Annotated in this window: 10 protein-coding genes; 4 read left to right on the plus strand and 6 right to left on the minus strand. The window is 66.9% G+C overall.

Annotated elements, in window-relative coordinates:
• Positions 1 to 70: 70 nt before the first annotated feature.
• Complete coding sequence (locus tag ACRYA2_RS05335; RefSeq protein WP_433624982.1) at positions 71 to 2,371, plus strand: amino acid permease; 2,301 nt, start codon at positions 71 to 73, stop codon at positions 2,369 to 2,371.
• A gap of 82 nt (positions 2,372 to 2,453) precedes the next feature.
• Entirely contained in the window at positions 2,454 to 2,624 is a 171-nt protein-coding gene (locus tag ACRYA2_RS05340) for a DUF5786 family protein (protein WP_113277055.1), read from the plus strand.
• An 81-nt stretch (positions 2,625 to 2,705) separates the two neighbouring features.
• Here ACRYA2_RS05340 and ACRYA2_RS05345 read toward each other — a convergent pair whose 3' ends face one another.
• Positions 2,706 to 3,161 carry a pyridoxamine 5'-phosphate oxidase family protein gene (locus ACRYA2_RS05345; RefSeq protein ID WP_433624984.1) on the minus strand — a complete coding sequence of 152 codons (456 nt, stop codon included), beginning with the start codon at positions 3,159 to 3,161 and terminating at the stop codon, positions 2,706 to 2,708.
• Positions 3,162 to 3,251: 90 nt separating this feature from the next.
• Between ACRYA2_RS05345 and ACRYA2_RS05350 the strand changes: the two genes are divergently transcribed.
• Entirely contained in the window at positions 3,252 to 4,724 is a 1,473-nt protein-coding gene (locus ACRYA2_RS05350; RefSeq protein ID WP_433624986.1) for a replication factor C large subunit, read from the plus strand.
• Between the two features lie 59 nt (positions 4,725 to 4,783).
• On the opposite strand, the gene ACRYA2_RS05355 is transcribed toward ACRYA2_RS05350, so the two are convergent.
• The 5 genes from ACRYA2_RS05355 to ACRYA2_RS05375 are packed head-to-tail and all read right to left on the minus strand — an operon-like array spanning position 4,784 to position 11,235.
• Entirely contained in the window at positions 4,784 to 6,370 is a 1,587-nt protein-coding gene (locus ACRYA2_RS05355; RefSeq protein WP_433624988.1) for an ABC transporter ATP-binding protein, read from the minus strand.
• A complete protein-coding gene (locus ACRYA2_RS05360; RefSeq protein WP_433624990.1) occupies positions 6,363 to 7,592 on the minus strand; it encodes an ABC transporter ATP-binding protein in 1,230 nt (409 codons plus the stop codon). Before ACRYA2_RS05360 ends, ACRYA2_RS05355 begins: the two co-directional genes overlap by 8 nt.
• Positions 7,589 to 8,605, minus strand: coding sequence for an ABC transporter permease (locus ACRYA2_RS05365; RefSeq protein WP_433624992.1), 1,017 nt, complete (start codon positions 8,603 to 8,605; stop codon positions 7,589 to 7,591). Before ACRYA2_RS05365 ends, ACRYA2_RS05360 begins: the two co-directional genes overlap by 4 nt.
• Positions 8,606 to 8,624: 19 nt before the next feature.
• Positions 8,625 to 9,611: an ABC transporter permease gene (locus ACRYA2_RS05370; protein WP_433624994.1), complete on the minus strand. Its 987-nt coding sequence runs from the start codon at positions 9,609 to 9,611 to the stop codon at positions 8,625 to 8,627.
• Between the two features lie 34 nt (positions 9,612 to 9,645).
• Positions 9,646 to 11,235 (minus strand): ABC transporter substrate-binding protein, encoded by a 1,590-nt coding sequence (locus tag ACRYA2_RS05375; RefSeq protein WP_433624996.1) that lies wholly within the window; start codon positions 11,233 to 11,235, stop codon positions 9,646 to 9,648.
• 289 nt (positions 11,236 to 11,524) lie between these two features.
• Here ACRYA2_RS05375 and ACRYA2_RS05380 point away from each other — a divergent pair, with 289 nt between their 5' ends.
• Complete coding sequence (locus tag ACRYA2_RS05380) at positions 11,525 to 12,157, plus strand: ribonuclease HI (RefSeq protein WP_433624998.1); 633 nt, start codon at positions 11,525 to 11,527, stop codon at positions 12,155 to 12,157.
• Positions 12,158 to 12,165: the final 8 nt, after the last annotated feature.

Below are 12,165 nucleotides of genomic sequence, written 5' to 3' on the forward strand. Positions count from 1 at the left end.
GGCGCGAGTCGCCCGAGGGTGCTATGGCAGCCACAACTTTACTCAGTAAGGGGGGACTACCCCCGGTCGAATGGTCGAACACACCCGTACGCTGGGGTTCCGCGTCGCGTTCGCCATCGGGTTGGGGACGATGATAGCTGCGGGAATCTTCTCGCTCTCCGGGACTGCGGTGGCGGTGGTCGGAAGCAGTGCGGTGATATCGTTCGTCATCGCGGCCGTCATCGCGGGACTGACAGCAGCCTCCTACTCGGAGTTCGCCTCCGTCTACAGCGAGAACGGCGGCGGCTACCTCTTCTCCTCGCGTACGTTCGATGACGACCGCTTGCTCTTCGCCGTCGGGGCCTCGCTGTTCATGGGGTACTGTGCGACGACCGCCTTCTATCTCACCACGATGGGGGAGTGGTTTCACCAGTTCCTCCTGCCCCACCAGTTCGAGGTGCCCCACGGGACCGTCGCTGCGGCGACGGCCATCCTGCTGGGCTACCTGAACGCGCAGGGGACCGAGGAGAGCGGGAGCTTCCAGGTTCTCGTGACGGGAGCGAAGGTCGCGGTCCTGCTGGTGTTCATCGCCGGGGCGTTCGTGTTCACGGGACCGACCGCGGCGGTCGGCACGTTCGCCACCGGGTTCAAGACCAACGCGGGGGGCATCATCTCCATCGCGGCGGTCGCGTTCATCACCTTCTTCGGCTTCTCGGCCATCGCGGCCAGCGCAGGCGAGATAATCGAACCGCGAAAGACCGTCCCGAAGGCCATCGGCGCGAGCATCCTCACGGTGACGGTGCTGTACATCTTCGTCATCGTGGCGATGGTCAACTCGCCGATTCCGCCCGAAGTCGTCGCCAGACAGGGCGAGACCGCGATGGGGAAGGTCGCGGCGGCGTTCCTCGGCAGCTTCGGCAAGTGGCTCATCGTCGCCGGCGCCATCTTCAGCATGGTGTCGGCGTCGAACGCGAGCATCCTCGCGGCGTCGGGCATCGGGTCGCTGATGGGTCGCCAGGGACAGGCCCCGCGGCGGTTCTCGCGCATCCACCCCGACTACGGAACGCCGTTCTGGAGCGTGACCGCCGTCACCGGCACTATCGTCGCGCTCGTCGTCACCTTCGTCGCCATCTTCCCCGCCGAGGGTGGCCTGGCCGGAATCGACCTCGGTCTCGACGCGCTGACCGGCTTCGCCAACCTGAACCTGCTCGCGCCGCTGGCGGTCGTCAACGTCGCACTCATCGTCTCCCGGCGGCGGTACCCCGACCTCGACCGGCCGCTGGAGGTGCCGTTCGTGCCGTGGGTGCCGGCCATCGGCGTGCTGGCCAACCTCGCGCTCATTACGAACCTGCCGCCGCTGGGCGTCGCCGTCGGAGCGCTCGTCGAGGTGGCGCTCGTCGGGGCGTACCTGACCTGGGGCGGCGCACCGAATGTCGAGGAGATGGTCGACCGCGCCGTGTCGCCGCGCCCGTCCGCGACGAAAACCAACGGCGGAGACTCCGAGAAGTTCCGGGTGCTCGTCCCAGTGGCGCGGATACACCGCGCCGACGACCACGTCCGTCTCGCGGACCGCATCGCGAAGGCTCGTGACGGCGACCCGCTCATCCAGGTCGTCAACGTCACGCAGATTCCGGAACAGACGCCGAGCGAGGCAGTAGCCGACGTGGCCGACGAACGGGCCGACCGCCTGTTTGAGGCGCTCGAAGACGCCGACATCGACGCCGACTACACCGTCGAGGGCCACATCTGTCGCGACATCGCCTTCGACATCCTCCACACCGCTCGCGAGGACGACGCCGACCTCGTCCTGATGGGCTACCCGAAGGAGCACGAGGAGGTCGCCGAGAAGGTGGAGTACGAGGCCCCCTGCGACGTCGCGTTCGCCAACGGCTTCACCGAGCACGCCGGCCTCGACACCGTCACCGTGGGTGCCGGCGGCGGTCCACACCACGCGGCCGCGCTCGCGCTCGCGAACGACCTCGGTCGCCGCGGCTCCGACGTGCACGTCGTCAACGTCGCTCCGAGGGGCGGTGGCGGCACGGTCGAAGACATAGAAGAGACGCTGTCCGGTCTCCAGGACGTACCGTCGGTCCAGAGCCACGAGGTGACCGCCGACACCGTCGCCGACGGACTGGTGTCGTCGGTGGCCGAACGCGGCGGCGTCCTGGTCATCGGCGCGTCCCGGACGCGACAGCTGAAACGCTGGGTGCTCGGCAGCACACCCGACCGCGTCATCCAGCGCGCCGAGGAGGCCGGCGTTCCGGTGCTCGTCTACGCGAGTCCGACCGGCGTCTCCGGTCGCCTGGAGGGCCTGCTGTTCCCCGTCTACAGGTACTTCCACAAGCTTCGCAGCAGCGAGGACCGCGACCGCAGCGTCAGTTCGAGCTACTGAACCGCCACCGCTCCCTCTTCGTCGCAGTCTAGCCCGACGACATCGCACGGCTTTAGTGGGAAACGACGATACAGAGTATCGCATGGGCTTCGGAAGCTACGACGAATCGGAACAGCAGGACGAGGACCACGACATGGACGAGGACGCCGCCGTCAACGTCCACGAGAACTCCCACGAGGGCAGCATCGAATTCGACTCCGAAGCGACCAACGACGAACTGGTCGCGCAGCTCCAGGAAATAAAGGAAGAGTAACGCCGAGCGTCGAAGCTACCTTTCTCTCCGCCGGCGACACGGGTCCGGGGGGCCGAATCGTCACGCGCCGTCGTCGGACGGTCAGCTCTCGCTCCGGGCCTCCTTCCGACTGGTGACGTCGTCGGCGTCGAGGCGGAAGAAGCGGAAGGTCACCTCGCGGGGATGCCTGTCGAACACGTCGACGATGGGAATCTCGACGTTCCGCATCGCCTCGGCGGCCTCCGTGCCGATCTCCGCCTCCGTCACCTCCTTCAGACGTCCGGTGGCGACGACGCTTCGCCAGCCGCCGTCCGTGCGGTCGTACGCGACGAACGAGACGGGACGGTCTTCGTCGACGACCCCCTCCTTCTCGGCGTCCGGTGCGAACGAGAGCCGGAAATAGAACGCCCCGCCGTCGACGTCGAACCCGTACGACACCGGTAGCTGGTACGGCGGCTCTCCCTCGTCCGTCTCGAAGGAGATGACTCCGGTACCGCCGTGTCGGAGGAACTCGTCGCGTTCGTCGTCCGTCATCTGCACCGAGCGTTCATCGGGCATGCTATCGAACACCACGCCGTGGAGTAAAAAGGTGTGCGCCGGACGGGGCGCTTCGCAACCACTAAACGCGGTTCGTCCATAGTGTCGCCAATGACCGACTGGACGGAGAAGTACCGCCCGAGCACGCTCTCGGAGGTTCGCGGGAACAACAAGGCCCGCGACGCCCTGAAGGAGTGGGCCGAGACGTGGGACGACCACCGAGACGCCGTCATCTTGCACGGCAGTCCCGGCGTCGGCAAGACCTCGGCCGCACACGCGCTGGCGAGCGACATGGGCTGGCCGACGATGGAACTGAACGCCAGCGACCAGCGCACGGGCAGCGTCGTCAAGCGCGTCGCGGGCGAAGCAGCCCAGAGCGGGACGCTGACCGGCGGTTCGTCGGGGCGACGCCTCGTTATCCTGGACGAGGCCGACAACCTGCACGGCAACGTTGACCGCGGCGGTTCGCGAGCCATCACGCAGGTCGTGAAAGACGCCGGCCAGCCGATGGTGCTCATCGCCAACGAGTTCTACGACATGTCGAACACGCTCCGGAACGCCTGCGAGGACATCGAGTTCCGGGACGTCTCCTCGCGGAGCATCGTCCCCGTGCTGCGGGACATCTGCCGGAAGGAGGGCGTGGAGTTCGAGTCCGACGCCCTGCAGGCCATCGCCGACAAGAACAGCGGCGACCTGCGCTCGGCAGTCAACGACCTCCAGGCCATCGCCGAGGAGAGCGAGCGACTCACGGAGGACGACGTCGTCACGGGCGACCGCGACACGACCGAGGGCATCTTCGACTTCCTCGACGCGCTCATCAAGAAAGAGGACGCCGAGGGCGCGCTTCGGGCGTCGTACGACGTGGACGAGACGCCCGACGACCTCATCAGCTGGATCGAGGACAACGTCCCGAAAGACTACAAGGGGGAGGAACTCGCGGACGCCTACGGTTTCCTGGCGAACGCCGACCGCTGGCTGGGGCGGGTGCGCGCCACCCAGAACTACTCCTACTGGCGCTACGCGACCGACAACATGACCGCCGGGGTCGCCGCCGCCCGCCGGGGCCAGAAGGGCGGCTGGACCCGCTACGGCCCGCCGAACACCTGGCAGAAGCTCGGCAGCAGTCGAGGAGCGCGCGACACTCGCGACTACGTCGCCCGGAAGATAGCCCAGGAGGGCGGGGTCAGCATGTCGACGGCACGGCGGAAGATACTCCCCTATCTCGCCGAGATGACTCACCACTGCAAGAACCGCGAACTGACCGTGGCGATGGCCGCCCGCTACGACCTGGAGGCGGAACACGTCGCCTTCGTCACGGGCAGCGGCAAGAGCACGAATAAGGTCCAGGACATCGTCGCGGACGCCGAGAAACGCCGCGAGGAGGCCGCCGTCGAGCACTCCGGCGGCGCGTTCGAGGGGAGCGTCCGACAGAACGGAAACGGCGACGTCCGGTCGAGCGACGACGCGGAGTCCGACGGCGACGAGACCGACTTGCCGGACGCCGGGGGCGACGCGGACGGCTCGGCGGACGCGGACGACGAGAACGCGGACGACGACCAGGCCGGCCTCGGCGACTTCGTCTGACCGACCCCGATTCTGTGCTTCTCCCGGCGACCGACTGACCACCGCGAGCCGAGGGCCCGTCAGTCGTCCGCCGACGACTCCACCTCGGTCCCGGGGGCGTCCTCCGTGTGGACGTCCTCGTCGGTCGCGGGCTGGTCGTAGAGGTGGCAGGCGGCCGGATGGGTGCTGTCCTGCAGGACGGGCGTCCGGCGCTCGCAGACCGACTCGAAGCGGTCGCGCATGACGTCGACGGCCCCCTCGCGGTCGCCGTCGAACAGGCGGTCGAACGACTCGGCGACCGTCGCGCGGTTCTCGCCGCCGAGGTCGCGGTCGAACTGCTCCGCCCACAGCTCCTCCCTGACGGCACTCTCCTCGACGCTCTCGGGGTCCTGGTCCGGTCCCGCGGCGAGTTCGCGGACCGAGTCGAGGTCGAGGTCGCCGGCCTCCAGGCGTTCGCGGTAGTCCATCACCTCGCGGTACGCCTCCTGTTCGATGCGGACGTCGTCCGGCGGGATGACCCGCGGACAGCGTGTGCGGAACCGACAGCCGGACGGCGGGTTCCGCGGCGAGGGGACGTCGCCCGACAGCGTGTGCACCTCGCGGTCCGCCTCGTCGGTGTCGGCCCGCGGGACGCTGTCGAGCAGGGCGCGCGTGTAGGGATGTCTGGGGTCGTTGAATATCTCGTCGACCGGCCCGAGTTCGACGATTTCGCCGAGATACATCACGGCCACGCGGTCGGAAATGTGGCGGACGACCGAGAGGTCGTGGGCGATGAACAGGTACGTCAGGCCGTACTCCTCCTGGAGGTCGTCGAGCAGATTCAGTACCTGCGCCTGCACGGAGACGTCGAGAGCAGAGACGGGTTCGTCGAGGACGATGAACTCCGGTTCGAGCGCCAGCGCCCGGGCGACGCCGATGCGCTGGCGCTGGCCGCCGGAGAACTCGTGCGGGTAGCGGTCTATCTGGTCCGCCGAGAGGCCGACCCGTTCCAGCAGTTCCATCACGCGCTCGCGGCGCAACTGTTTGTTCGACTTGTTCACGTCGACGTGGACGGTCCGGGCCGATTCGTCGACCGAGACCGACACCTCGTCTTCGTCGGTCGGCCCGTCGTCGGCGGTGTCAATGCGCACGGCGTCGGAATCGTCGTCAGCGTCGTCGCTGGTCTCGTCGGCAGGAACGAGTCTCACGCGGACCTCGGGGTCTGCGGCGTCGAGGTCGACGTACTCGCCCGCCGTGACCTCCCACGCCGAACCGAACTCGACCGCGACACCGACGCGTCGACCCGCAAGCCCGTGGACGTCCAGGGGTTCGCGGACGATTTCGCCCGCGGTCATCCGCGGGTCGAGGCTAGAGAACGGGTCCTGGAAGACGACCTGGGCGCGCTCGCGGAACGGCGTGAGGTCGTCCATGTCGAAGACGTTCTCGCCGTCGAACTCGACGCGCCCACCGGTCGGTTCGCGCAGGCCGAGCAGCGTCTCGCCCGTCGTCGACTTGCCACAGCCGGACTCGCCGACCAGTCCGAGCGTCTCCCCCTCGTGGACGTCGAAGGAGACGCCGTCGACGGCCTGCACGCTCTGGGGTTCGCGCCCGAGCAGGCGGTCGAGCAGCGAGTCCTGTTCGTAGTAGTACTTCTCCAGGTTCCGGACGCTGAGCAGCGGGTCAGTCATCGGTCTCGACCTCCGTTCGCTTCGTTCCGGCGTCCGGACCGCGCTCGGTCCCCTCGCCGAAGTAGTCGTCCGGTAGCGCCCGCGACTCGTCGTACTCCGTCTCGGCCAGCACGCAGCGTGCTCCGTGTTCGTCGCTGCCCGCGGCGTCGAACATCGGCGGATGCTCCAGGCAGTCCTCCATCGCCTTCGGGCAGCGGTCGGCGAAGTAACAGCGGTCCGCCATCTCGTGGTCGAGGAGGTCCGGCACGTTCCCCTCGATGGGCTGGAGCCGCGGGTCCGGGTTCACCAGGTCCGGAATAGACCCGAGCAGCCCCCGGGTGTAGGGGTGGACGGGGGCGTCGAACACGTCCGCGAGCATGCCGTGCTCGACGATCTCACCGGCGTACATCACGCCGACGCGGTCGCACATCCGCGCGATGACGCCGAGGTTGTGCGTGATGAGCACGATGCTCATCCCCGTCTCCGCCTGCAGGTCGGAGAGCAGGTCGAGAATCTGTGCCTGGATGGTCACGTCCAGCGCCGTCGTCGGCTCGTCCGCGATGAGCAGGTCCGGTTCGCCCGCCAGCGCCTGCGCGACCATCGCCCGCTGGAGCATCCCGCCCGAGAACTGGTTGGGGTACTCGTTGGCGCGCTCGGTGGGGTCGGGGATGCCGACCTGTTCGAGCAGTTCGACGGCGCGGGCGCGACTCTCCTCGGTGACGTACCGCTGGCTGGAGAAGACGCTGCCCGTGATGAGTTTCGCGAGGCCGTACCCCTGGGTGCGCGACCGCGTCGAACGCGGGTTCGCCGACGCTCGCCGCTGGACCTCGACGGCCTCGGCTATCTGTTCGCCCACGGTGAGCGAGGGGTTGAGACTGCTCATCGGGTCCTGGAATATCATGCTGAACGAGGGGCCCCGGAGCGCACGCCGCTGGCGCTCGTCGAGGCGGCGCACGTCGACGAAGTCGCCGTCCACGGCGTCTGGACGCTCGTCGGCCATCTCGTCGGCCAGCGCCTCGTTGCGGTACCAGACCTCGCCGCTCGTTATCCGTCCAGGCGACTCCACGAGGTCGATGAGCGAGAGCGCGGTGACGCTCTTGCCGGACCCCGACTCGCCGACGACGCCGAACACCTCGCCGTCGCGCACGTCGAAGTCGACCGACTCGACGGCGTTGACCTGCCCCTTCTCCGTGAAGAAGCGGGTCGAGAGGTCGCGCACCCGAAGCAGGTCGCGGTCGCTCATACGCCACCTCCCTCGCCCTCGATGCCGGGGTCGAGCGCGTCGCGGAGCCAGTCACCGAGGAGGTTGATGCCGATGACCGTCAGCACGATGGCGATTCCCGGAATCGTCGATATCCACCACGACGTGGCGAGGTAGTCGCGTCCCTGCGCGATGTCGAACCCCCACGAGAGATTCACGCCGGAGAACCCGAGATACGACAGCGCGCTCTCCAGCAGGATGATGGCCGCTATCTGGATGGTCGCCAGCACGATGATGGGGGTCACGCTGTTCGGCAGGACGTGCTTGCGCAGGATGAAGGGGTTGCTCGCGCCGACCGACCGGGCGGCCTTCACGTACTCCTCGCTCTCGACGGTCAGCGCCTCGCCGCGGGCGACCCGGGCGAACCACACCCAGTTCACCAGTGCGACGACCAGCACCACCGTTCCCGGGAGCGCGACGGTCTCGGGCATCCCGGGTTCGAACCCGGCCGCGACGATGGGGTCCGGGAATCTGAAGACGGCGCGCCTGAACAGTCCGACCAGCGCGATGGCCAGCACGAGCGAGGGGAACGCCAGCATGATGTCGGCGCTGCGCATCAGCGCGTCGTCCACTAGTTCGCCGTAGTAGCCCGCCACGAGGCCGACGACCACCCCGATGAGCAGCGCCAGGGCCGTCCCGAAGAGGCCGACGAGCAGCGACGTGCGCGCCCCGTAGATGACCCGCGAGAGCATGTCGCGCCCGAGGTTGTCGGTGCCCAGGGGATGGGACGGTTGCGCCTCGACGTAGGTCGTGTTGTTGACGACCTGGATGCTTCCGTTGACGAGTTCGGAACTCGTCTCCGTCGTCTTCTTGCTGAACCCGAGCGGCGGCAAGTTCGAATCGTCGAGGTTCTGGTTGTGCGGGTTGTGCGGCGCCAGCACCGGCGCGAACACCGCCACGAAGAGGACGACGACGACGATGACGACGCCGACCTTGGCGAGCAGGCTCTGTCGGAACTCCCGTTCGAGATTGCGAAGCGTGCGCGGCGATATCATTCGAGAACCACCTGCGATGTCATTCGTAGACCACCTGCGGATTGATGTAGGCGTACAGCGCGTCGACGAGGATGTTCAGCACGACGAAGCCGGTGCCGACGACGATGAGCGACCCCTGAATCAGCGGCCAGTCGCGGGCGTTGATGGAGTTGATTATCAGCGTCCCCAGGCCGGGCCACGCGAACACTTGCTCGGTGATGACCGCGCCGCCGATGAGCGTCCCGAGCTGGAGGCCGAGAACGGTGATGACCGGGATGAGGGTGTTCCGGAGCGCGTGCTTGTACCGCACGAGCGTCTCCGGCAGCCCCTTCGCCCGCGAGGCGCGGATGTACGTCTTCCCGAGTTCGTCCAGCATTCCGCTCCGGGTCAGTCGCGTGATGAGCGCGGTGAAGTACGTCCCGAGCGTGATGGCCGGGAGGACGATGTGCCTGAGCCAGGTCACGAAGCCGCTCAGGCTCCCCTCGGTCAGCAGCATCGTCGTCGCCTCGCCGAACCCGACGATGCGCTGGCTCGTCGGGAGCGGGCCGCCGACGGCGACCACCAGCACCAGCATGATGCCGAGCCAGAAGTTCGGCGTGCTGATGCCGGCGAGCGAGAACGTCGTCGCCGCGTAGTCGACGGGTTCGTGGCGGCGGGTCGCGCTGACGACGCCGAGCGGAATCGAGAGGACGACGGCGACGACGCTCGCCGCGATGGCGAGTTCCAGCGTCGCCGGGAGCCGAGCGAAGATGCGCGTGCTCGCCTGCGTCCCCGAGATGTACGAGTAGCCCATGTCGCCGTGCAGCAGCGCCCAGAGGTAATCGAAGTACTGGACGTATATCGGCTGGTTCAGCCCCAGTTCCTGCGCTATCTGTCGTTTCAATTGGGGGCTGGCGTCGAGGGGGGCGATGAACGTTATCGCACTGCCCGGAGTGATGAACCGGAGCAGGAACACCACGGTCACGACGCCCCAGATGACGAAGACACCCTGGAGGCTCCGTTTGAGCAGGAATCGACCCATCGACATCTACGACCACCTCCTCGAAGATGCCTGCATGGCGTTACTTCTGTGAGATTTCGTAGGCGTTGATCCGTTCGTCGCGGCGGGGCTTCCACTGGAGTTCCTGGTTGACGCCGTAGACGCTGTACTGGCGGTTGAGGAATATCCACGGCGCCTGGTCGTGGAGTATCTTGTTGGCCTGCTGTAACTTCTGCTTGCGCTGGTCGCCGTCCGACATGTTCTGGGCTTCCTGCATCAGCCGGTCGACCCTGTCGTTGCTGTACGAGGTGAGCGCCCCGTCCGTGGTCAGCAGAGGGATGATCGTCTGGCTGGCGTCGAACGTCGCGTTCCCCCAGCCGATGAGATAGAAGTTCGGGCCGGTCTCGATGTCGCCGTCGGTCAGCTCGCCCGCCAGCGAGGTGAAGTCACGCTGCTGGACCGAGCAGCTGACGTTGTTCAGCTGGTCTATCTGGCGCGAGACGGCCTGGGCGACCTCGACGTCCTTGAGGTAGCGTCCGACCGGCGTGTGGAGCGTGATGCTCGCCCCGGCGTGGCCGCTCTCCTCCACCAACCGCTGGGCCTTCTGTTTGTTCGCCGGGTAGGGGTCGACGTTGCCGTTGTATCCGTTGAACCCCTCCAGCGTCGGCTGTCCGGTGGGATCGGCGAAGCCGGAGAGGATGTTCTCGATGATGCTCGGCAGGTCGATGGCGAGGTTCAGCGCCCGGCGGAACTTCTGGCTGGAGAACGGCTCGACGTCGTAGCGCATCGCGTTGTAGATGATTCGCGTGCTCGGCACGGGTGCGATGCGCGCCCCGTTCGAATTCTTGACCCGGCCCGCGGACTGCGGCGGAACGTTGACGACGATGTCCGTCTCGCCGTTCAGCAACTGGTTCACGCGCGTACTCGACTCCTTCGCGGCCTCGAACGTGAGCTCTGAGACGTCGGCCGGGTCGCGCCAGTAGTCCCCGTACCGCTGGAACACGACGCGGACGCTCTCGTTGTAGTTCTGCAGCTCGAACGGGCCGGTCCCGTTCATCTTCTTGGCTATCTGGTCCGTGTTCTGGACCCACGACTTCTGCATGACGTCGCAGTAGGACGCGAACAGCGAGAACACGACGGGGTTGATGCCCTCGGAGTTCACCCGCACGGCACGCTCGCCGTCGACGACTTCGGCCCCGGTCACGCCCGCGAGCTGGTCGCGCTGGGGGCTCTTCAGGCCGCCGGTGTCGGGCTTGACGATGCGGTTGATGCTGAAGGCGACGTCCTCGGGGGTCAGTTCGTCGCCGTTGTGGAACGTGACGCCCTCCCGGATGGTGAACTTCACCGTCCCCCTCTCGACGCGTTCGTGCTCCGTCGCCAGCTTGCTGATGATCTTCCCCTTCGCGTCGCGCGCCAGCAGCCCCTCGTAGGTCTGGAGAATGACGTTGTCGGTCGTCGTCTCGCGGTGGTTGTGCGGGTCCAGCGTCGATGGCATCTGGCCCTGCGTGATGGTAACCTGGAAGTTCTCCGGCGGTTCGCCGCCGCCACCGCCGGTGGTCGTGGTTCCGTTGCCGTCCTGATTACCGCCGGTACAGCCGGCGAGCGCCGCCGAGGCCGCCGCACCGCCCGCGAACTTCAAGTACGAACGTCGACTGACCTTTGCGTCAGACATACCCGCAACATGGTCCTCTTAGACTTAAATATCTATGCCAATCCACAGCATGCATCAACATAAATTATATTAAACTCAAATTTAGTTAATAATATAAATCCTGCTACCATATCAGTATTGGCAAGTAAAATTGTATATGTGAAGTAGCGGGAGCGAAAGCGGTCCGGTGCATTCGACTAGGAGCGACGACGACAACGGACTTGAACCGGACTTCCGGACTGTCGGCTCCGGGAGATTCGCCGGACAGTGCAGCCTTCATCTTTAAGTCCGAACAGGTGTTAGCGAGCGTATGGCCGTTCACGGCCGCCGTCCCCGGTTGCGGGACCTGTTCGACGAGTCGCCCACGCCGCACATCGCCCATCCACCGCACACCCACCATCGTGACTTCTACGTCGCCACCGACGGTTCGTTCAGTCACGACTCCGGCGAGGGAGGGCTCGGCGTCATCATCGAAACGCGCGACGGCGAGCGTGTCACCCGACTGTCGCTCCCCGACGAGATGCCCGACAACAACGTCGCCGAATATCGGGCGCTCCACCTCGGCCTCGACGTACTCGCCGCCCGTGCGCCCGTCGACGCCCGCGTCGGCGTGCTCGTCGACCACGACGAACTCGCGGCGAACGTCAACAAGGCCGTACTCGCGGGCCGTCGAACCGACTGGCGCCCGCCGCGACCGTTCTCCGTGGCCGCCGCCAGTCGGAACCACTGGCGCGGTATCCGCGCCCGCGTCGCCGGGTTCGGCGAACTCCGCGCCGCCCGGGTCCGCAGCGAGCAGAATCCCGCACACCCGCTCGCCAACGCGCCCGAGGAGTACGCCCACGTGAACCGCGAACCCACACAGTGCCTGCTCCCGGATACGGCCGAGTCCGACGAGACCCAGATTCCGCCGCCGTCGCGGTCCGACCGCCACGTCAGCGGCTAGCGACGGGG

It is taken from the genome of Halomicrococcus pelagicus (assembly GCF_050954125.1).